Raw genomic sequence first — 20972 nt, 5'->3', positions numbered from 1 at the left:
TCGATTATATTTAGAGACCATGACTAGTGAAGCAGTTAGCTAGTCCGCATATAAGCGGCTAGCGTCTAACAATTAGGAACTTTAGTTCCAATAATTTTAAGATTACGACGTTTTAGAACATAAATCGATCATATTTATGTCCTAAAACTAGTGAAGCGCCTAGCCAAATCCCTGATAGGCTTTGGCGTTAGTTACTTAGATTGCTTAACAATCAAGTAATTAAAAGATTACGACATGAACCAAACCAAATCGATATTATTTAGTTTGGTGAATTAGTAAAGTGTTTAGGCAAGTATCTCTGGTTACGACGTCATGGTCTCTAAATCGATTATATTTAGAGACTATGACTAGTGAAGCAGTTAGCTAGTCCGCATATACGCGGCTAGCGTCTAACAATTAGGAACTTTAGTTCCAATAGCTTTAAGATTACGACGTTCTGGAATATAAATCGATAATATTTATGTTCCAGAACTAGTGAAGCGCCTAGCCAAATCCCTGATAGGATTTGGCGTTAGTTACTTAGATTGCTTTGCAATCAAGTAACTTTGGCGATTTACATCTTCTCTGGCGCTTCTACCCCAAGCAAGCGAAGGGATTCTTTGAGAACGACTGCGGTTGCGTAGCTAAGGGCTAGACGGCTGTCGCGTTCTGGACTTTCATCCAAGATGCGCGTATGTGCATAGTATTTGTTGAAGGCTTGAGCCAGACTAATTGCAAATTTAGCAATGATAGAAGGTTCAAAGTTATCCGCCGCACGGTTGATAATACGTGGGAAATCTTGGATGAGTTTGATGATTTCCCAGCTTTCAGCATCATTCAAGCTATAGTTGCCAGCTGTTTCTGGTTTGAAATCCGCTTTGCGTAAGATCGATTGGATACGAGCGTAGGCGTATTGAACATAAGGTCCAGTTTCACCCTCGAAGGATACCATAGCTTCTAGGTCGAAGTCGTATCCATTTGTACGGTCGGTTTTGAGGTCATAAAATTTAATGGCTCCAACCCCAACAGCATGTGCTACCTGATCTTTATTTTCCAATTCAGGATTTTTTGCTTCGATTTGGGCTTTGGCACGGCTAACAGCCTCTGCAACAGTAGGCTCTAGCAAGATGACATTCCCTTTACGAGTAGAGAGTTTCTTCCCTTCTTTTGTAACCAAACCAAAAGGAACGTGGGTAATGTCGTCACTCCAATCGTAACCCATCTCTTGCAAGACAGCTTTGAGTTGTTTAAAGTGGGCAGATTGCTCTTGACCAACGACATAGATAGATTTAGCAAATTGGTATTCGTTTTTACGGTAAAGGGCTGCAGCCAAGTCACGTGTGATATAGAGAGTTGCACCATCAGATTTCTTGATAAGGGCTGGATGTTCAATTCCATATTTCTCAAGATTGACAACTTGGGCACCTTCTGATTCAACAAGTAGTCCTTTTTCAGAAAGAATGTCTACAACTGCATCCATCTTATCGTTGTAGAAGGCTTCTCCATTGTAGCTGTCAAATTCGACTTGCAATTCATTGTAAAGGCGGTTAAATTCCACTAAACTTTCATCACGGAACCATTGCCAAAGAGCGAGAGCTTCCTCGTCTCCATTTTCAAGCTTACGGAACCATTCGCGTGCTTCTTCATCCAAGCTAGGGTCATTTTCAGCCTCAGCATTGATGCGGACATAGAGTTTAAGAAGTTCATCAATTGGATGAGCTTTTACAGCTTCTTCGTCGCCCCATTTTTTGTAGGCTACAATCAGCATTCCAAACTGTTTACCCCAGTCTCCCAAGTGGTTGATCTTGACCGTTTGATAACCGATTTTTTGGAAGATATGTGATAAGCTATCTCCGATGACAGTTGAGCGCAGGTGACCAATAGAGAATGGTTTAGCGATATTGGGACTAGACATATCGATAACAACATTTTCTTGTTTGCCAATAGTTTGATCAGCATAGTGTTCTTTTTCAGTGATAACAGCTTGCAATACTTGAGCAGAAATGGCAGATTTATCAAGGAAAAAGTTGACGTAAGGTCCTGTTGCAACAACCTTTTCAAAGGCTTGGCTGTTAATTTTTTCAGCCAGTTCAGCCGCAATCATTTGAGGTGCTTTACGTTCGACTTTTGCAAGAGAAAAAGCAGGGAAAGCAATGTCTCCCATTTCTGAGTTTTTAGGGGTTTCCAGTAAATTTAAAATAGCCTCTTGGTCCAGGCTATCAATGACGCTAGCCAATTCGCTAGCAATCAATTCTTTTGTATTCATTAAGAGCTCCTTTTTGGACTTTTCTACTATTTTATCACAATTTTAAAGAAAGAAGAAAAAATTTTTGAAATCTCCTATTTTTTTGGTATAATATAGTTATAAAAATAGTTATAAATATTCACATAAGAGGATTTTATGAGAAAAAGAGATCGTCATCAGTTAATAAAAAAAATGATTACTGAGGAGAAATTAAGTACACAAAAAGAAATTCAAGATCGGTTGGAGGCACACAATGTTTGTGTGACGCAGACAACCCTGTCTCGTGATTTGCGCGAAATCGGCTTGACCAAGGTCAAGAAAAATGATATGGTGTATTATGTACTAGCAAATGAGACAGAAAAGATTGATTTGGTGGAATTTTTGTCTCATCATTTAGAAGGTGTTGCAAGAGCAGAGTTTACCTTGGTGCTTCATACCAAACTGGGAGAAGCTTCTGTTTTGGCAAATATTGTAGATGCAAACAAGGATGAATGGATTTTAGGAACAGTTGCTGGTGCCAATACCTTATTGGTCATTTGTCGAGACCAGCACGTTGCCAAACTCATGGAAGATCGTTTGCTAGATTTGATGAAAGATAAGTAAGGTCTTGAGAGTTGCTCTCAAGACTTATTTTTGACAAGGAGAGACGGACAATGGCGACAGAAAAGCTATCACCTGGCATGCAACAGTATGTGGAGATTAAAAAGCAATATCCAGATGCGTTTTTGCTCTTTCGGATGGGTGATTTTTATGAATTATTTTATGAGGATGCGGTCAATGCTGCGCAGATTCTGGAAATTTCCTTAACGAGTCGCAACAAGAATGCCGACAATCCGATTCCTATGGCGGGTGTCCCCTATCATTCTGCCCAACAGTATATCGATGTCTTGATTGAGCAGGGCTATAAGGTGGCTATCGCAGAGCAGATGGAAGATCCTAAACAAGCGGTTGGGGTTGTGAAACGAGAAGTTGTTCAGGTTATTACGCCAGGGACAGTGGTCGATAGCAGTAAGCTGGACAGTCAGAATAATTTTTTGGTTGCCATAGACCGTGCTGGCAATCAATTTGGCCTAGCTTATATGGACCTGGTGACGGGTGACTTTTATGTGACAGGTCTTTTGGATTTCACGCTGGTTTGTGGGGAAATCCGTAATCTCAAGGCGCGCGAAGTGGTGCTGGGCTATGACTTGTCTGAGGAGGAAGAACAAATCCTCAGTCGTCAGATGAATCTGGTACTTTCCTATGAAAAAGAAGGCTTTGAAGACCTTCATTTACTGGATTCACGACTGGCAGCTGTGGAGCAAGCGGCATCTAGTAAATTGCTCCAGTATGTTCATCGGACTCAGATGAGGGAATTGAACCACCTCAAGCCTGTTATCCGCTATGAAATCAAAGATTTCTTGCAGATGGATTATGCGACCAAGGCTAGTCTGGATTTGGTTGAGAATGCTCGTTCGGGCAAGAAGCAAGGCAGCCTTTTCTGGCTTTTGGATGAAACCAAAACAGCTATGGGTATGCGGCTCTTGCGTTCTTGGATTCATCGCCCCTTGATTGATAAGGAACGAATTATCCAACGTCAAGAAGTGGTGCAGGTCTTTCTCGGCCATTTCTTTGAGCGCAGTGATTTGACAGACAGTCTCAAGGGTGTTTATGACATTGAGCGCTTGGCTAGTCGTGTTTCTTTTGGCAAGACCAACCCAAAGGATCTCTTGCAGTTGGCGGCCACCTTATCTAGTGTGCCACGGATTCGTGCGATTTTAGAAGGGATGGAGCAACCTGCTCTAGCCTATCTCATCGCACAACTGGATGGAATTCCTGAGTTGGAGAGTTTGATTAGCGCAGCGATTGCTCCTGAAGCTCCTCATGTGATTACAGATGGGGGAATTATCCGAACTGGATTTGATGAGACTTTAGACAAGTACCGTCGCGTTCTCAGAGAAGGGACTGGTTGGATTGCTGAGATTGAGGCTAAGGAACGCGAAAACTCTGGTATCAGTACGCTTAAGATTGACTACAATAAAAAGGATGGTTACTATTTCCATGTGACCAATTCTCAACTGGGAAATGTGCCTGCTCACTTTTTCCGCAAGGCAACGCTGAAAAACTCAGAACGTTTTGGGACTGAGGAATTGGCCCGTATCGAAGGCGACATGCTGGAGGCGCGTGAGAAGTCAGCCAACCTAGAGTATGAAATCTTTATGCGTATCCGTGAGGAAGTTAACAAGTATATCCAGCGTTTACAGGCTCTAGCTCAAGGAATTGCGACCGTTGATGTCTTGCAAAGTCTGGCGGTTGTAGCTGAAACCCAGCATTTGATTCGACCTGAATTCGGAGATGATTCGCGAATTGATATCCAGAAAGGACGCCATGCTGTCGTTGAAAAGGTTATGGGGGCTCAGACCTATATTCCCAATACGATTCAGATGGCAGAAGATACCAGTATTCAACTGATTACAGGACCCAACATGAGCGGGAAGTCAACCTACATGCGTCAGTTAGCCATGACGGCGATAATGGCCCAGTTGGGCTCTTATGTGCCAGCAGAAAGCGCCCATTTACCTATTTTTGATGCTATCTTTACCCGTATCGGAGCAGCCGATGATTTGGTTTCAGGCCAATCAACCTTCATGGTGGAGATGATGGAGGCCAACAATGCCATTTCGCATGCAACAAAGAATTCCTTGATTCTTTTTGATGAGTTAGGTCGTGGAACTGCAACTTATGACGGGATGGCTCTTGCCCAGTCCATCATCGAATACATCCATGAACATATCGGAGCCAAGACCCTCTTTGCGACCCACTACCATGAGTTGACTAGTCTGGAGTCTAGTTTACAACACTTGGTTAATGTCCACGTGGCAACCTTGGAGCAGGATGGGCAGGTCACCTTCCTTCACAAGATTGAACCAGGGCCAGCTGATAAATCCTATGGTATCCATGTTGCCAAGATTGCTGGTTTACCGGCTGATCTTTTAGCGAGAGCGGATAAGATTTTAACGCAACTGGAGAGTCAGGGGCAAGAAAGTCCTGCTCCTATGAAACAAACAAGTACTGTCTCAGAACAAATTTCACTCTTTGATACGACTGAAGAACATCCTATCCTAGCAGAATTAGCTAAACTGGATGTTTACAATATGACACCTATGCAGGCTATGAATGTCTTGGTCGAGTTAAAACAGAAACTATAAAGAGAAAATTACTAGTCATTCTAGCTGTATCAAGGAGACTTCTTTGACAATCCCCCACTTTTTTGCTAGAATAACATCACACAAACAGAATGAGAAGGAGCTGACACATTGTCGCTCCCTTTTGTCTATTTTTTAAGGAGAAAGTATGCTGATTCAGAAAATAAAAACCTACAAGTGGCAGGCCTTGACTTCGCTTCTGATGACAGGCTTGATGGTTGCTAGTTCACTTCTGCAACCGCGTTATCTGCAGGAAGTCTTAGACGCCCTCCTTGCTGGAAAATATGAAGCTATTTATAGTATCGGGGCTTGGTTGATTGGTGTGGCCGTAGTCGGTCTGGTTGCTGGTGGTCTCAATGTTGTCCTTGCAGCCTATATTGCCCAAGGAGTTTCATCTGACCTTCGGGAGGATGCCTTCCGTAAAATCCAAACCTTTTCTTATGCTAATATTGAACAATTTAATGCGGGAAATCTAGTCGTTCGCATGACAAATGACATCAACCAGATTCAGAACGTGGTCATGATGACCTTCCAGATTCTTTTCAGACTTCCCCTCTTGTTCATCGGTTCCTTTATCCTGGCGGTTCAAACCCTACCTTCTCTGTGGTGGGTAATTGTTCTCATGGTAATCTTAATTTTTGGCTTGACTGCCGTCATGATGGGAATGATGGGGCCTCGTTTTGCCAAGTTTCAAACCCTTCTTGAACGCATCAATGCCATTGCCAAGGAAAATCTGCGTGGCGTTCGTGTGGTCAAGTCCTTTGTCCAAGAAAAAGAGCAGTTTGCTAAGTTTACGGAAGTTTCAGACGAGCTTCTCGGTCAAAATCTTTACATCGGTTATGCTTTTTCAGTAGTGGAACCTTTCATGATGTTGGTCGGTTATGGGGCGGTATTCCTCTCTATTTGGCTAGTTGCAGGGATGGTTCAGTCGGATCCATCAGTTGTTGGCTCTATTGCTTCCTTTGTTAATTACCTGAGCCAGATTATCTTTACCATTGTTATGGTTGGATTTTTAGGGAATTCTGTCAGCCGTGCCATGATTTCTATGCGTCGTATTCGAGAAATTCTTGACGCAGAGCCAGCTATGACCTTCAAGGATGTGCCAGATGAAGAGTTGGTCGGAAGTCTTAGCTTTGAAAATGTAACCTTTACCTATCCAATGGATAAGGAACCGATGCTGAAAGATGTGAGCTTTACTATTGAATCTGGTCAAATGGTTGGTGTCGTTGGAGCGACTGGTGCAGGGAAGTCAACCTTGGCTCAATTGATTCCACGTCTCTTTGATCCGCAAGAAGGCTCTATTAAAATCGGTGGCAAGGATATTCGAGAAGTGAGTGAAGGAACCCTGCGTAAAACAGTGTCTATCGTTCTCCAACGTGCCATTCTCTTCAGTGGAACGATTGCAGATAACTTGAGACAGGGTAAGGGAGATGCTACTCTATTTGAAATGGAACGCGCAGCTAGTATTGCCCAGGCTAGTGAATTCATTCATCGTATGGAGAAAACCTTTGAAAGTCCAGTTGAGGAACGAGGAACCAACTTCTCAGGTGGACAAAAACAAAGGATGTCGATTGCGCGTGGGATTGTCAGCAATCCACGTATTCTGATTTTTGACGATTCGACCTCGGCCTTGGATGCTAAGTCAGAGCGCCTGGTTCAAGAAGCCTTGAATAAGGACTTGAAGGGAACAACAACCATTATCATCGCGCAAAAGATTAGCTCGGTTGTTCATGCAGATAAAATCTTGGTTCTAGATCAAGGACGATTGATTGGTCAAGGGACGCATGCAGACTTGGTTGCCAACAATGCTGTTTACCGTGAAATCTACGAAACACAGAAAGGAAAGGAGGAGTAAAATGAAGACAGTTCAATTTTTTTGGAATTATTTTAAAGTTTATAAGCTATCATTTGTAGTTGTTATCCTGATGATTGTTCTGGCGACTCTTGCCCAAGCTCTCTTTCCGGTCTTTTCTGGACAAGCAGTGACGCAACTAGTTAATTTAGTCCAAGCTTATCAAGATGGCAATCCAGAACTTGTTTGGCAAAGCCTATCAGGAATCATGGTCAATCTTGGTCTGCTGGTTTTGGTTTTATTTATTTCTAGTGTCATATACATGTGTCTCATGACGCGCGTGATTGCAGAATCGACCAACGAGATGCGCAAAGGTTTCTTTGGTAAGCTTGCTCAGTTGACGGTTTCTTTCTTTGACCGTCGACAAGATGGCGATATCCTGTCTCATTTTACCAGTGATTTGGATAATATCCTCCAAGCCTTTAACGAAAGCTTGATTCAGGTCATGAGCAATATTGTTTTATACATTGGTCTGATTCTTGTCATGTTTTCGAGAAATGTGACGCTGGCTCTTATCACCATTGCCAGCACCCCATTGGCTTTCCTTATGCTGATTTTCATCGTGAAAATGGCACGCAAATACACCAATCTCCAGCAGAAAGAGGTAGGGAAGCTCAACGCCTATATGGATGAGAGTATCTCAGGCCAAAAAGCCGTGATTGTGCAAGGAATTCAAGAGGATATGATGGCAGGATTTCTTGAACAAAATGAGCGCGTACGCAAGGCAACCTTTAAAGGAAGGATGTTCTCAGGAATTCTGTTCCCTGTCATGAATGGGATGAGTCTGGTTAATACAGCCGTCGTTATCTTTGCTGGTTCGGCCGTTCTATTAAACGATAAGACTATTGAAACAAGTACAGCCCTAGGTTTGATTGTGATGTTTGCCCAATTTTCACAACAGTACTACCAGCCTATTATTCAAGTTGCAGCTAGTTGGGGAAGTCTTCAGTTGGCCTTTACAGGGGCTGAACGGATACAGGAAATGTTTGATGCAGAGGAAGAAATCCGACCTGAAAAGGCTCCAATCTTCACTCAGTTGCAAGAAGGTGTTGAAATCAGTCATATCGATTTTTCATACTTGCCTGATAAACCTATTTTGAAAGATGTCAACATTTCTGCCCCTAAAGGCCAGATGACTGCAGTTGTTGGGCCAACGGGTTCAGGGAAAACCACTATTATGAACCTCATCAATCGCTTTTATGATGTTGATGCTGGCGGTATTTATTTTGATGATAAAGACATTCGTGACTATGATTTAGATAGTCTTAGAAGTAAAGTGGGAATTGTCTTGCAAGATTCCGTTCTTTTTAGCGGAACCATTCGAGACAATATCCGTTTCGGTGTGCCAGATGCCAGTCAGGAAATGGTTGAGTCAGCAGCCAAAGCAAGCCACATTCACGACTATATCGAAAGTTTGCCTGATAAGTACGATACTCTTATTGATGATGAGCAGAGTATCTTCTCGACAGGGCAGAAGCAATTGATTTCCATTGCTCGAACCCTGATGACAGATCCAGAAGTTCTCATTCTCGATGAAGGCACTTCAAACGTAGATACGGTGACAGAAAGCAAGATTCAGCATGCCATGGAGGCAGTTGTAGCAGGCAAAACCAGTTTCGTTATTGCCCACCGCTTGAAAACTATTCTCAATGCTGATCAGATTATTGTCCTTAAAGATGGAGAGGTCATTGAACGTGGTAACCACCATGAACTCTTGAAGCTAGGTGGATTCTACTCAGAACTCTATCACAATCAATTTGTTTTTGAATAAGAAAGAAGTTGTCCTATGGGGCAGCTTTTTCTTGTCCATAAAAAATTTTTATCACAGTCTTAAAAAAAACATATTAGACGAAAGACGCTTTGAGTGATATGATAGGACTATCGTTATACTCAATGAAAATCAAAGAGTAAACTAGGAAGCTAGCCGNNCTGACGAAGTCAGTAACATATATACGGTAAGGCGATGCTGACGTGGTTTGAAGAGATTTTCGAAGAGTATTAATATTCGAAAGGAGAGACATCATGCCTAGAACCGTTGTAGGAGTTGCTGCAAATCTATGTCCCGTAGACACAGAAGGCAAAAACATTCATTCATCTGTATCTTGTAGATTCGCAGAGAGCATTCGTCAAGTCGGTGGTCTCCCTCTAGTCATTCCTGTTGGTGATGAGTCAGTTGTACGCGATTATGTAGAAATGATTGACAAATTGATTTTGACAGGAGGCCAAAATGTTCATCCTCAGTTTTATGGAGAGAAAAAGACCATCGAGAGCGATGATTATAATCTGGTCCGTGATGAATTTGAATTGGCACTCTTGAAAGAAGCACTCCGTCAGAATAAACCAATTATGGCAATCTGTCGCGGTGTTCAACTTGTCAATGTTGCCTTTGGTGGAACCCTCAATCAAGAAATCGAAGGTCACTGGCAAGGACTACCTTTCGGAACATCTCACTCTATTGAGACAGTGGAAGGAAGCGTGGTTGCCAAGCTATTTGGAAAAGAAAGTCAGGTCAATTCCGTCCATCGTCAGAGTATCAAAGAATTGGCATCTAATTTCCGTGTAACTGCTATTGATCCGAGAGATCAAACCATTGAAGCGATTGAATCTATCGACGAACACCGCATTATCGGTTTGCAGTGGCATCCAGAGTTTCTGGTTAATGAAGAAGATGGTAATTTAGAATTATTTGAGTATTTATTGAATGAACTGTAACGACTGGAACATCTAGTCGTTCTTTCTTTTATTTTTTCAAAATTTTTGGAATGTGACATTTTTACGCAAACGTTTGAATTCTGATAAAAATTGGAGAAATTCGACAAAAAAGCTTGAAAAAAACGAAGGTAAGCGTTATGATAGAAAAGAAGAAATATTGGAGGAATAACATGTCACATATTAAATTTGATTATTCAAAAGTTTTAGACAAATTTGTTGCACCACATGAAGTGGAATACATGCAAGCACAAGTAACAGCAGCAGATGAATTGATCCGTAAAGGAACTGGTGCTGGTAGCGACTTCTTGGGATGGTTGGACCTTCCTGAAAACTACGACCGCGAAGAATTTAACCGCATCTTGAAAGCTGCTGAGCAAATCAAATCAGACAGCGATGTTTTGGTTGTGATCGGTATCGGTGGATCTTACCTTGGTGCCAAAGCAGCAATCGATTTCTTGAACCACCACTTTGCTAACTTGCAAACAAAAGAAGAACGTAAAGCTCCACAAATCCTTTACGCTGGAAACTCAATCTCATCTACTTACCTTGCTGACTTGGTAGAGTATGTTGCAGACAAAGACTTCTCAGTAAACGTGATTTCTAAATCAGGTACAACAACTGAACCAGCGATCGCTTTCCGTGTCTTCAAAGAACTCTTGGTTAAGAAATACGGTCAAGAAGAAGCCAACAAACGTATCTATGCAACAACTGACCGCCAAAAAGGTGCTGTTAAGGTTGAAGCAGATGCTAACGGTTGGGAAACATTTGTTGTTCCAGATGACATAGGTGGACGCTTCTCAGTCTTGACAGCTGTTGGTTTGCTTCCAATCGCAGCATCAGGAGCTGACATCAAAGCCCTTATGGAAGGTGCGAATGCAGCTCGCAAGGACTACACTTCAGATAAAATCTCTGAAAACGAAGCTTACCAATACGCAGCAGTTCGTAACATCCTTTACCGTAAAGGCTATGCAACTGAGATCTTGGTAAACTATGAGCCATCACTTCAATACTTCTCAGAATGGTGGAAACAATTGGCTGGTGAATCAGAAGGAAAAGACCAAAAAGGTATCTACCCAACTTCAGCCAACTTCTCAACTGACTTGCACTCATTGGGTCAATTTATCCAAGAAGGAACTCGTATCATGTTTGAAACAGTAGTCCGTGTTGACAAACCTCGCAAGAACGTGATTATCCCTAGCTTGGAAGAAGACCTTGATGGACTTGGTTACCTTCAAGGAAAAGACGTTGACTTTGTAAACAAAAAAGCGACTGACGGTGTTCTTCTTGCCCACACAGATGGTGACGTACCAAACATGTACGTGACTCTTCCAGAGCAAGATGCTTTCACTCTTGGTTACACAATCTACTTCTTCGAATTGGCTATCGCTCTTTCAGGTTACTTGAATGCTATCAACCCATTTGACCAACCAGGTGTTGAAGCTTACAAACGTAACATGTTTGCCCTTCTTGGAAAACCAGGATTTGAAGAATTGAGCAAAGAACTTAACGCACGTCTATAATAGAAGAAAAGAGTGGTTTGTCCACTCTTTTTACTCTCTTTATTCATAGAAATTGGACTCAGCCAAGACTTGTGATATAATATAGAGAGCAAAAAGGCAGACGCCTAGAGACTTTATAGGAGAAACTATGTCAAAAGATATCCGCGTACGTTACGCACCAAGTCCAACAGGACTACTACACATCGGGAATGCCCGTACAGCATTGTTTAATTACTTGTATGCGCGCCATCATGGTGGAACATTTCTCATTCGTATCGAAGATACTGACCGTAAACGCCATGTCGAGGATGGTGAACGTTCACAACTTGAAAACCTTCGCTGGTTAGGCATGGATTGGGATGAAAGTCCAGAATCACATGAGAATTATCGCCAGTCTGAGCGTTTGGACTTGTATCAAAAATACATTGACCAACTATTAGCTGAAGGAAAAGCCTATAAATCTTACGTTACAGAAGAAGAGTTGGCAGCTGAACGCGAACGCCAAGAAGTAGCTGGCGAAACACCACGCTACATCAATGAATACCTTGGTATGAGTGAAGAAGAAAAAGCAGCTTATATCGCAGAACGTGAAGCAGCAGGAATTATCCCAACGGTTCGTTTGGCGGTCAATGAGTCAGGTATCTACAAGTGGCATGATATGGTCAAAGGTGATATCGAATTTGAAGGTGGCAATATCGGTGGTGACTGGGTTATCCAAAAGAAAGACGGTTACCCAACATACAACTTTGCTGTTGTCATCGATGACCACGATATGCAAATCTCTCATGTTATCCGTGGAGATGACCATATTGCTAATACACCAAAACAGCTTATGGTTTATGAAGCGCTTGGTTGGGAAGCTCCAGAGTTCGGTCACATGACCTTAATCATCAACTCTGAGACTGGTAAGAAGTTATCTAAACGTGATACTAATACACTTCAATTTATCGAGGATTACCGAAAGAAAGGTTACCTTCCAGAAGCAGTTTTTAACTTTATTGCTCTTCTTGGTTGGAACCCAGGTGGCGAAGATGAGATTTTCTCTCGTGAAGAATTGATTAAACTTTTCGATGAAAACCGCCTCAGCAAGTCTCCAGCAGCCTTTGACCAGAAAAAACTAGACTGGATGAGCAATGATTATATCAAGAATGCAGACCTAGAAACTATCTTTGAAATGGCAAAACCATTCCTAGAAGAAGCAGGTCGATTGACTGACAAGGCTGAAAAATTAGTTGAGCTCTATAAACCACAAATGAAATCAGTAGATGAGATTATCCCATTGACAGACCTCTTCTTCTCAGACTTCCCAGAATTAACTGAGGCTGAGAAAGAAGTCATGGCAGGTGAAACAGTCCCAACAGTTCTTGAAGCCTTCAAAGCAAAACTCGAAGTGATGACAGATGATGAATTCGTGACAGAGAATATCTTCCCACAAATTAAAGCAGTCCAAAAGGAAACAGGTATTAAAGGGAAAAATCTTTTCATGCCTATTCGTATCGCAGTTTCAGGTGAAATGCATGGACCAGAATTACCAGATACAATTTTCTTGCTTGGACGTGAAAAATCAATCCAGCATATCGAAAATATGTTAAAGGAAATCTCTAAGTAAGAAGGGTACAATAATGGACATCTGGGAAAAGATGTACGAAGAAGCACAGAAACTATACAATCCACATGAAGTATCAGACTTTGTTTATGCCAATCATGTTGTAGCTGCAGTAGAAGCAGAAGATGGACAAATATTTACAGGTTTCTGTATGGAGGGAACCTGTGGTGTTTTCCATCTCTGTGCAGAACGGGCGGCCCTCTTCAATATGTACCAATTTTCAGGACAAACTAAGGTTAAGAAAGTATTAGCCTTTCGAGATAAAGCACCTTATGGTGGAAGTTCAGGAATGCCCTGTGGCGCTTGCAGAGAATTCCTTTTAGAGTTGAACGCTGAAAATAAAGATGCAGAATTCATGATGGACTACGATACAAGAAAGACAGTGAAAGCCGCAGAACTAATGCCCTATTGGTGGGGAGAAGAACGTGCTTCTAAGTTTAATAATCAATAGAAGAGTCAGTATAATTCTGGCTCTTTTTACTATAATTTGAAAAACTGTACTTGAAAAAATGAAAAAAGTTTAAAAAAGTAGAAAATCTAATTGCTACTGCTATTTCCGGTGGTGTGGCAGGCATTGGTAATTTGGTAAAGAAAAAAGGATTGGCAGTTGCTAAAGCTACTTTAAGTAGGGTAGCTAAAAAAGCTGCTATTCGTTTAGGCATTTATAGCAATCGGTTATCTGAACTTCTTGAACGTATATTTGATTATATTAACATTTTCTACAATGTAGGTTATGCGGTAGCTCAATGGGTTGATGCTAGGGATGTATATCCAAATAATGGACGGATTAATTTCTGGGCTTAAATCTATGTGTAAGATTTTATTATCTTTGTTTTTGTTTGTTTTCTTATTTCATTTGCTAGCACATTACATTTTTGGATTTGATCAGTTGAGTGTTACCCAATTATTATTATCTTCGATTTTTGTTGCAGGTATCAGAAAAATTGGAGATGAGTCATAAGAGAGAAAGCAGAAGTTAGAGGCTAGCTTCTGCTTTTTTATCTACATTGCTTTACCGGTAAATAAAAAAGTTAAAAATATCACAAAAATACCTAAAGAGCCAATTGAAAAGGCTTGCAATTATATTATAAATAGTACATTTAAAAAACGGAGGAGTGCTTTATGAAAGCCTATACTTATGTTAAACCAGGACTTGCTTCTTTTGTTGATGTAGACAAACCAGTTATTCGCAAGCCAACAGACGCTATTGTGCGTATCGTAAAAACCACTATTTGTGGAACAGACCTCCATATTATCAAAGGGGATGTCCCTGCTTGCCAAAGTGGTACCATTCTTGGTCACGAAGGGATTGGGATTGTGGAAGAAGTTGGAAAAGGAGTTTCGAACTTCAAAAAAGGCGATAAGGTCTTGATTTCTTGTGTCTGTGCCTGTGGTAAATGCTACTACTGTAAAAAAGGAATTTATGCCCACTGTGAAGACGAAGGGGGCTGGATTTTTGGTCACTTGATTGATGGTATGCAGGCTGAGTATCTACGTGTCCCTCATGCAGATAACACTCTTTACCACACTCCAGAAGACTTGTCAGATGAAGCCTTGGTTATGCTATCAGACATTCTGCCTACTGGGTATGAAATTGGTGTCTTGAAAGGAAAAGTAGAACCTGGTTGTAGCGTAGCCATTATTGGTTCAGGTCCAGTTGGATTGGCTGCTCTCTTGACAGCTCAGTTCTACTCACCAGCCAAATTGATTATGGTGGACTTAGACGATAACCGCTTGGAAACTGCTTTATCATTTGGTGCGACTCACAAGGTTAATTCTTCAGACCCTGAAAAAGCGATTAAAGAAATTTATGATTTGACAGATGGCCGTGGTGTAGATGTCGCTATCGAAGCTGTTGGTATTCCTGTAACATTTGATTTCTGTCAAAAGATTATCGGTGTAGACGGAACAGTTGCCAACTGTGGTGTACATGGTAAACCAGTTGAATTCGATTTGGACAAACTTTGGATTCGCAACATCAATGTAACAACTGGTTTGGTATCTACAAATACAACTCCACAATTGTTGAAAGCACTTGAAAGTCATAAGATTGAACCAGAAAAATTGGTAACTCACTATTTCAAACTCAGTGAAATTGAAAAAGCCTACGAAGTCTTCGGTAAGGCAGCAGACCACCATGCCATTAAGGTCATCATCGAAAACGATATTTCAGAGGCTTAAGTAGTAAAAAGATTTTGGAACATAAGCAAATAGAAATTCAGTCATCATAGGATGGCTGGATTTTTTATCAAAAAAATTAAGAAATGAGCATATTTCTTTCCTTGTTTAGCGGAATTGGTTATAATATATGGTACAAAGGAATGAATGAATATGTATCGTGTTATAGAAATGTACGGAGATTTTGAACCCTGGTGGTTCTTAGAAGGTTGGGAAGAAGATATTGTAGCAAGTAAGAAATTTGACCAGTATTATGATGCTCTCAAATACTACAAGACTTGCTGGTTTAGATTGGAACAAGAATCCCCTCTTTATAAAAGTAGAAGGGACTTGATGACCATTTTTTGGGACCCGGAAGATCAACGCTGGTGTGATGAATGTGATGAGTATTTACAACAATACCATTCTTTGGCTCTTTTACAGGATGAGCAGGTTATTCCAGATGAAAAACTACGTCCAGGCTATGAAAAACAAACAGGTAAGGAAAGGCACCGTTCTTGCCGTATGAAAGTAAAATAGAGAAAAAGTAACTTTTTGGAGTTGCTTTTTTATTTTTTCCAAATCTTTGCGAATAGTATAGGTGAGGAGGTAGGTATGGTTCAAGAAATTGCACAAGAAATCATTCGTTCGGCCCGGAAAAAAGGAGCGCAAGATATTTATTTTGTCCCTAAGTTAGATGCCTATGAGCTTCATATGAGGGTAGGAGACGAGCGCTGTAAAATTGGCTGTTATAACTTCGAAAAATTTGCGGCCGTCATCAGTCACTTTAAGTTTGTGGCGGGTATGAATGTGGGAGAAAAGCGACGTAGTCAACTCGGTTCCTGTGACTATGAATATGACCAGAAGATGGCGTCCCTACGTTTATCTACCGTAGGCGATTATCGAGGGCATGAGAGTTTAGTCATTCGCTTGTTGCACGATGAAGAGCAGGAGTTGCATTTTTGGTTTCAGGATATTGAAGAATTAGGCAAGCAGTACAGGCAACGGGGACTCTATCTTTTTGCTGGCCCGGTTGGGAGTGGTAAGACGACCCTGATGCATGAATTGTCCAAGTCACTCTTTAAAGGACAGCAAGTTATGTCCATCGAAGATCCTGTCGAAATCAAGCAGGACGACATGCTTCAGTTGCAGTTGAACGAAGCAATCGGCCTAACCTATGAAAATCTAATCAAACTTTCCTTGCGTCATCGACCAGATCTCTTGATTATCGGAGAAATTCGGGACAGCGAGACGGCGCGTGCAGTGGTCAGAGCTAGTTTGACAGGTGCAACAGTTTTTTCAACCATTCACGCCAAGAGTATCCGAGGTGTTTATGAGCGTCTGCTGGAGTTGGGTGTGAGTGAAGAAGAATTGGCAGTTGTTCTGCAAGGAGTCTGCTACCAGAGATTAATCGGGGGAGGAGGAATCGTTGACTTTGCAAGCAGAGATTATCAAGAACACCAAGCAGCCAAGTGGAATGAACAGATTGACCAGCTTCTTAAAGATGGACATATCACAAGTCTTCAGGCTGAAACGGAAAAAATTAGCTACAGCTAAGCAAAAAAATATCATCACCTTGTTTAACAATCTCTTTTCCAGCGGTTTTCATCTGGTGGAGACCATCTCCTTTTTAGATAGGAGTGCTTTGTTGGATAAGCAGTGCGTGACCCAGATGCGCACGGGCTTGTCTCAGGGGAAATCATTCTCAGAAATGATGGCTAGTTTGGGCTTTTCAAGCGCTATTGTCACTCAGTTATCCCTAGCGGAAGTCCATGGAAATCTCCACCTGAGTTTGGGAAAGATAGAAGAATATCTAGACAATCTGGCCAAGGTCAAGAAAAAATTAATTGAAGTAGCGACTTATCCTTTGATTTTGCTGGGATTTCTTCTCTTAATCATGCTGGGACTACGGAACTACCTACTACCACAACTGGATAGTAGCAATATTGCCACCTACATTATTGGCAATCTCCCACAAATTTTTCTAGGAATGGTAGGTTTTGTTTCCATACTTGCCCTTTTAGCGCTAACTTTTTATAAAAGAAGTTCTAAGATGCGAGTCTTTTCTATCTTAGCACGCCTTCCCTTTCTTGGAATTTTTGTGCAGACCTATCTGACAGCCTATTATGCGCGTGAATGGGGGAATATGATTTCGCAGGGAATGGAGCTGACGCAGATTTTTCAAATGATGCAGGAACAAGGTTCCCAGCTCTTTAAAGAAATCGGTCAAGACCTGGCTCAAGCCCTGCAAAATGGCCGAGAATTTTCTCAGACGATAGGAACCTATCCTTTCTTTAAGAAGGAGTTGAGTCTCATCATCGAGTATGGGGAAGTCAAGTCCAAGCTGGGTAGTGAGTTGGAAATCTATGCTGAAAAAACTTGGGAAGCCTTTTTTACCCGAGTCAACCGCACCATGAATTTGGTGCAGCCACTGGTTTTTATCTTTGTGGCACTGATTATCGTTTTACTTTATGCGGCAATGCTCATGCCCATGTATCAAAATATGGAGGTGAATTTTTAAAATGAAAAAAATGATGACATTCTTGAAAAAAGCTAAGGTTAAAGCTTTCACACTTGTGGAGATGTTGGTGGTCTTGCTCATCATCAGCGTACTTCTCTTGCTTTTTGTACCTAATTTGACCAAGCAAAAAGAAGCAGTCAACGACAAAGGAAAAGCTGCTGTTGTTAAGGTGGTGGAAAGTCAGGCAGAGCTTTATAGTTTGAATAAAAATGAAGAGGCTACTCTAAGCAAATTACAAGCAGATGATCGCATCACAGAAGAGCAAGCTAAAGCTTATAAAGAATATCATGCAAAACAAAATAAGACTCAAACGGTCGCGGATTAAGGCCTTTACCATGCTTGAAAGTCTCTTGGTTTTGGGACTTGTGAGTATCCTTGCCTTGGGCTTGTCAGGCTCTGTCCAGTCCACTTTTGCGGCGGTAGAGGAACAGATTTTCTTTATGGAGTTTGAAGAACTCTATCGGGAAACCCAAAAACGCAGTGTAGCTAGTCAACAAAAGACTAGTCTGAACTTAGATGGGCAGACCATTAGCAATGGCAGTCAAAACTTGACAGTTCCTAAAGGAATTCAGGCACCATCAGGCCAAAGTATTACATTTGACCGAGCTGGGGGCAATTCGTCCTTAGCTAAGGTTGAATTTCAGACCAGTAAAGGAGCGATTCGCTATCAATTATATCTAGGAAATGGAAAAATTAAACGCATTAAGGAAACAAAAAATTAGGGCAGTGATTTTACTGGAAGCAGTAGTCGCTCTAGCTATCTTTGCCAGCATTGCGACCCTCCTTTTGGGACAAATTCAAAAAAATAGGCAAGAGGAAGCAAAAATCTTGCAAAAGGAAGAAGTCTTGAGGGTAGCTAAGATGGCCTTGCAGACAGGTCAAAATCAGGTAAACATAAACGGAGTTGAGATTCAGGTGTTTTCTAGTGAAAAGGGATTGGAGGTCTACCATGGTTCAGAACAGTTGTTGGCTATCAAAGAGCCATAAGGTCAAGGCTTTTACCTTATTAGAATCCCTGATTGCCCTCATTGTCATCAGTGGAAGCTTACTCCTCTTTCAAGCCATGAGTCAGCTTCTCATTTCAGAAGTTCGCTACCAGCAACAGAGCGAGCAAAAAGAGTGGCTCTTGTTTGTGGACCAGTTGGAAGCAGAATTAGACCGTTCGCAGTTCGAAAAAGTGGAGGGCAATCGTCTCTATATGAAGCAAGATGGCAAGGACATAGCCATTGGCAAGTCCAGATCAGATGATTTTCGTAAAACAGATTCTAGTGGTCGAGGCTATCAGCCTATGGTTTATGGTCTCAAATCTGCGCAGATTACAGAGGAGAATCAAGTGGTTCGCTTTCGTTTTCAATTCCAAAAAGGCTTAGAAAGGGAGTTCATCTATCGTGTGGAAAAAGAAAAAAGTTAAGGCAGGTGTTCTCCTCTATGCAGTCACCATGGCAGCCATCTTTAGTCTTTTGTTACAATTTTACTTGAACCGACAAGTCGCCCACTATCAAGACTACGCTTTAAATAAAGAAAAGCTGGTCGCTTTTGCCATGGCCAATCGAGCCAAAGATAAGGTTGAGCAAGAAAGTGGGGAACAGACCTTTAATCTGGGTCAGGTGAGCTATCAAAATAAGAAAACAAGCTTGGTGACAAGGGTTCGTACGCCGAAGAGTCAATATGAGTTTCTGTTTCCTTCAGTCAAAATCAAAGAAGAGAAAACAGAGAAAAAGGAAGAGGTAGTGACTGATTCAAGTAATCAAGCAGAGAAGAAAAAATCAGAAGAGAAGGTTGAAAAGAAAGAGAATTCCTAGCCAATCAAGCTACTTTGTGCTAAACTAAAAATATGAGACATGATTTTAACCACAAAGCAGAAACTTTTGATTCCCCTAAAAATATCTTCCTTGCAAACTTGGTTTGTCAAGCAGTCGAGAAACAGATTGATCTTCTATCAGACAAAGAAATTTTGGATGCTTTTTTTGTGAATAATCGGGGTAGATACCTATCCGAATTTTTAAATTTTCCTAGTACAAAGAAGTTGCTAAGGAACATCGCGAAAGGTTCTGTTAATCAATCCAATATAAATGCAAGGAGTAGTAAATGCGAAACAAATTTTAAAATTTTTTAAATTGAAATTTGGCTTTTAACATGAGGAGTCTCCCTTTACCAAATTTGAGTCTGCCTATCCCTTGACTATTCTTTCCTTTTCACAAACGATTCGCTTATTCAATTATAAGTTTACGTTCTCCTAGTCACAGTTCTTGTGCTTGATGGAAAGAATGACACCTATAAATATGCGAGGTAGTGGCTGTATCACTCACTTATTCACCTCCACGTGATTTGTAGTAGTGATAGACTTTCTCACTATTATTATAAAACAAAATAAAGAGCACACCACTTTTTCATTCTGTCTTGTGCCTTGAGTGAAACGAAAGGAATGAATTATAAACATAAAAGTTTAGTATATAGATTATTCCTCTCAAAATATGCAAATAAGCTAGAATACTAAATTTATAGCAGACTTAGTGAAAAGCAGAAACTAGAAATGATACTAGTTTCTGCTTTTCTCCATAATAATTAATTTCCCCTTTTTTCCTTCTAAATCTTTCTTCACAACAAAAAAACCTGAATTTCTATATGCTTTTTGAGCCAATATATTTTTTTCATTTACAGCCAATACAATATGGTTAATTTCTAATTTTAAAGTTGAGTCTATGAATTCAAATATTTTATTCAGAGCATTAGAACCATATCCTTGATTTCTGAAATTATCATCAATAGAAAATCCTCTAATAAGCGCATAATCATTTTGATAATAGCCATACTCTTTAGGACCAGTGTTTAGGTGTAGGCAAAAAAATCCAATTACTTTATGTTCTTTATTAAGTATTACTATTGGGTATCTATACTTATCTTTTTTAGACTTTTCAATAATATTTTTTGGGGTATCAGTATGTGTAATATCATTTAAAGAATAAGAACTTAAAGAATGGTAATGGTCAACTTCACTATACAAAGATAATTTCATGATAATTAATTCCTTTCTCTTTATGTAAGATACATAACTAAATAGGACTCTAGGTATGTAGATTTTTTTATGAAATGTCCTATAAAAATCAGATATATTTAGAGTTATTACTTTAGTCCTTTATTTTCATTATTAGACTTCCTGCAAAACTAGAATCCTAGTTCATGATTGATAATACCAGCAATCAAATTCATTCGTAA

20 protein-coding genes and 1 pseudogene are annotated in these 20972 nt (G+C 40.7%); 19 read left to right on the top strand and 2 right to left on the bottom strand.

Annotated features, from left to right (window positions below; genetic code table 11):
* Window positions 1–553 precede the first annotated feature (553 nt).
* Entirely contained in the window at window positions 554–2245 is a 1692-nt protein-coding gene (gene argS / locus HT669_RS01010) for an arginine--tRNA ligase (RefSeq protein ID WP_101514613.1), read from the bottom strand.
* A 135-nt stretch (window positions 2246–2380) separates the two neighbouring features.
* Here argS and argR point away from each other — a divergent pair, with 135 nt between their 5' ends.
* The 19 genes and pseudogenes from argR to HT669_RS00915 all read left to right on the top strand — a co-directional run.
* Window positions 2381–2827 carry an arginine repressor gene (gene argR / locus HT669_RS01005; RefSeq protein WP_023939905.1) on the top strand — a complete coding sequence of 149 codons (447 nt, stop codon included), beginning with the start codon at window positions 2381–2383 and terminating at the stop codon, window positions 2825–2827.
* Between the two features lie 50 nt (window positions 2828–2877).
* The gene (gene mutS / locus HT669_RS01000; protein ID WP_101514614.1) at window positions 2878–5412 is read left to right on the top strand and encodes a DNA mismatch repair protein MutS; all 2535 of its coding nucleotides are present in this window, start codon (window positions 2878–2880) and stop codon (window positions 5410–5412) included.
* Window positions 5413–5557: 145 nt separating this feature from the next.
* A complete protein-coding gene (gene patA / locus HT669_RS00995) occupies window positions 5558–7264 on the top strand; it encodes a multidrug efflux ABC transporter subunit PatA (protein WP_101514615.1) in 1707 nt (568 codons plus the stop codon).
* Between the two features lies 1 nt (window position 7265).
* A complete protein-coding gene (gene patB, locus HT669_RS00990; RefSeq protein ID WP_101514616.1) occupies window positions 7266–9032 on the top strand; it encodes a multidrug efflux ABC transporter subunit PatB in 1767 nt (588 codons plus the stop codon).
* Between the two features lie 251 nt (window positions 9033–9283).
* Window positions 9284–9973: a gamma-glutamyl-gamma-aminobutyrate hydrolase family protein gene (locus HT669_RS00985; protein WP_023934053.1), complete on the top strand. Its 690-nt coding sequence runs from the start codon at window positions 9284–9286 to the stop codon at window positions 9971–9973.
* Window positions 9974–10143: 170 nt separating this feature from the next.
* Window positions 10144–11493 (top strand): glucose-6-phosphate isomerase, encoded by a 1350-nt coding sequence (locus tag HT669_RS00980; RefSeq protein WP_100104285.1) that lies wholly within the window; start codon window positions 10144–10146, stop codon window positions 11491–11493.
* Between the two features lie 127 nt (window positions 11494–11620).
* A complete protein-coding gene (gene gltX / locus HT669_RS00975) occupies window positions 11621–13081 on the top strand; it encodes a glutamate--tRNA ligase (protein ID WP_100104832.1) in 1461 nt (486 codons plus the stop codon).
* A gap of 13 nt (window positions 13082–13094) precedes the next feature.
* Window positions 13095–13529, top strand: coding sequence for a cytidine deaminase (locus HT669_RS00970; RefSeq protein WP_000355903.1), 435 nt, complete (start codon window positions 13095–13097; stop codon window positions 13527–13529).
* A 113-nt stretch (window positions 13530–13642) separates the two neighbouring features.
* Window positions 13643–13882, top strand: coding sequence for a hypothetical protein (locus HT669_RS00965; protein WP_000907299.1), 240 nt, complete (start codon window positions 13643–13645; stop codon window positions 13880–13882).
* 318 nt (window positions 13883–14200) lie between these two features.
* Window positions 14201–15259 carry a zinc-dependent alcohol dehydrogenase family protein gene (locus HT669_RS00960; protein ID WP_000649463.1) on the top strand — a complete coding sequence of 353 codons (1059 nt, stop codon included), beginning with the start codon at window positions 14201–14203 and terminating at the stop codon, window positions 15257–15259.
* A gap of 150 nt (window positions 15260–15409) precedes the next feature.
* Window positions 15410–15775 carry a DUF1033 family protein gene (locus tag HT669_RS00955; RefSeq protein WP_000286404.1) on the top strand — a complete coding sequence of 122 codons (366 nt, stop codon included), beginning with the start codon at window positions 15410–15412 and terminating at the stop codon, window positions 15773–15775.
* A 75-nt stretch (window positions 15776–15850) separates the two neighbouring features.
* On the top strand, window positions 15851–16792 hold the full coding sequence (comGA, locus tag HT669_RS00950) for a competence type IV pilus ATPase ComGA (RefSeq protein ID WP_172933601.1): 942 nt from the start codon (window positions 15851–15853) through the stop codon (window positions 16790–16792).
* A complete protein-coding gene (gene comGB, locus HT669_RS00945) occupies window positions 16740–17756 on the top strand; it encodes a competence type IV pilus assembly protein ComGB (protein ID WP_079230797.1) in 1017 nt (338 codons plus the stop codon). Before comGA ends, comGB begins: the two co-directional genes overlap by 53 nt.
* Window position 17757: 1 nt before the next feature.
* Window positions 17758–18081: a competence type IV pilus major pilin ComGC gene (gene comGC / locus HT669_RS00940; RefSeq protein ID WP_000738649.1), complete on the top strand. Its 324-nt coding sequence runs from the start codon at window positions 17758–17760 to the stop codon at window positions 18079–18081.
* The gene (gene comGD, locus HT669_RS00935; protein ID WP_007284894.1) at window positions 18044–18478 is read left to right on the top strand and encodes a competence type IV pilus minor pilin ComGD; all 435 of its coding nucleotides are present in this window, start codon (window positions 18044–18046) and stop codon (window positions 18476–18478) included. The genes comGC and comGD overlap by 38 nt, the downstream gene beginning before the upstream one ends.
* Window positions 18441–18743, top strand: coding sequence for a competence type IV pilus minor pilin ComGE (gene comGE, locus HT669_RS00930; RefSeq protein WP_000413380.1), 303 nt, complete (start codon window positions 18441–18443; stop codon window positions 18741–18743). The genes comGD and comGE overlap by 38 nt, the downstream gene beginning before the upstream one ends.
* Window positions 18706–19167 (top strand): competence type IV pilus minor pilin ComGF, encoded by a 462-nt coding sequence (gene comGF, locus HT669_RS00925; protein ID WP_000250513.1) that lies wholly within the window; start codon window positions 18706–18708, stop codon window positions 19165–19167. The genes comGE and comGF overlap by 38 nt, the downstream gene beginning before the upstream one ends.
* On the top strand, window positions 19145–19558 hold the full coding sequence (gene comGG, locus HT669_RS00920; RefSeq protein ID WP_000265633.1) for a competence type IV pilus minor pilin ComGG: 414 nt from the start codon (window positions 19145–19147) through the stop codon (window positions 19556–19558). Before comGF ends, comGG begins: the two co-directional genes overlap by 23 nt.
* Window positions 19559–19590: 32 nt before the next feature.
* Window positions 19591–19716: pseudogene (locus HT669_RS00915) on the top strand (SAM-dependent methyltransferase); the annotation flags it as partial.
* Between the two features lie 579 nt (window positions 19717–20295).
* On the opposite strand, the gene HT669_RS00910 reads toward HT669_RS00915, so the two are convergent.
* The gene (locus tag HT669_RS00910) at window positions 20296–20772 is read right to left on the bottom strand and encodes a GNAT family N-acetyltransferase (RefSeq protein WP_000777684.1); all 477 of its coding nucleotides are present in this window, start codon (window positions 20770–20772) and stop codon (window positions 20296–20298) included.
* Window positions 20773–20972 lie beyond the last annotated feature (200 nt).

This window comes from Streptococcus sp. 2100, from assembly GCF_013276335.1.
GTDB lineage: Bacteria > Bacillota > Bacilli > Lactobacillales > Streptococcaceae > Streptococcus > Streptococcus pseudopneumoniae.
Note: the sequence above shows the minus strand (reverse complement) of the source record. Positions and strands in the feature narration are given on the sequence as shown.

Coding starts and splice junctions, on each gene's coding strand:
- HT669_RS00910 (WP_000777684.1), bottom strand. CDS start 20,772: ATGAAATTATCTTTGTATAGTGAAGTTGACCATTACCATTCTTTAAGT.
- patA (WP_101514615.1), top strand. CDS start 5,558: ATGCTGATTCAGAAAATAAAAACCTACAAGTGGCAGGCCTTGACTTCG.
- comGD (WP_007284894.1), top strand. CDS start 18,044: ATGCAAAACAAAATAAGACTCAAACGGTCGCGGATTAAGGCCTTTACC.
- gltX (WP_100104832.1), top strand. CDS start 11,621: ATGTCAAAAGATATCCGCGTACGTTACGCACCAAGTCCAACAGGACTA.
- comGF (WP_000250513.1), top strand. CDS start 18,706: ATGGTTCAGAACAGTTGTTGGCTATCAAAGAGCCATAAGGTCAAGGCT.
- HT669_RS00985 (WP_023934053.1), top strand. CDS start 9,284: ATGCCTAGAACCGTTGTAGGAGTTGCTGCAAATCTATGTCCCGTAGAC.
- comGE (WP_000413380.1), top strand. CDS start 18,441: ATGGAAAAATTAAACGCATTAAGGAAACAAAAAATTAGGGCAGTGATT.
- HT669_RS00955 (WP_000286404.1), top strand. CDS start 15,410: ATGTATCGTGTTATAGAAATGTACGGAGATTTTGAACCCTGGTGGTTC.
- comGC (WP_000738649.1), top strand. CDS start 17,758: ATGAAAAAAATGATGACATTCTTGAAAAAAGCTAAGGTTAAAGCTTTC.
- HT669_RS00980 (WP_100104285.1), top strand. CDS start 10,144: ATGTCACATATTAAATTTGATTATTCAAAAGTTTTAGACAAATTTGTT.
- HT669_RS00970 (WP_000355903.1), top strand. CDS start 13,095: ATGGACATCTGGGAAAAGATGTACGAAGAAGCACAGAAACTATACAAT.
- HT669_RS00960 (WP_000649463.1), top strand. CDS start 14,201: ATGAAAGCCTATACTTATGTTAAACCAGGACTTGCTTCTTTTGTTGAT.
- mutS (WP_101514614.1), top strand. CDS start 2,878: ATGGCGACAGAAAAGCTATCACCTGGCATGCAACAGTATGTGGAGATT.
- argR (WP_023939905.1), top strand. CDS start 2,381: ATGAGAAAAAGAGATCGTCATCAGTTAATAAAAAAAATGATTACTGAG.
- patB (WP_101514616.1), top strand. CDS start 7,266: ATGAAGACAGTTCAATTTTTTTGGAATTATTTTAAAGTTTATAAGCTA.
- comGB (WP_079230797.1), top strand. CDS start 16,740: ATGGACATATCACAAGTCTTCAGGCTGAAACGGAAAAAATTAGCTACA.
- comGA (WP_172933601.1), top strand. CDS start 15,851: ATGGTTCAAGAAATTGCACAAGAAATCATTCGTTCGGCCCGGAAAAAA.
- argS (WP_101514613.1), bottom strand. CDS start 2,245: ATGAATACAAAAGAATTGATTGCTAGCGAATTGGCTAGCGTCATTGAT.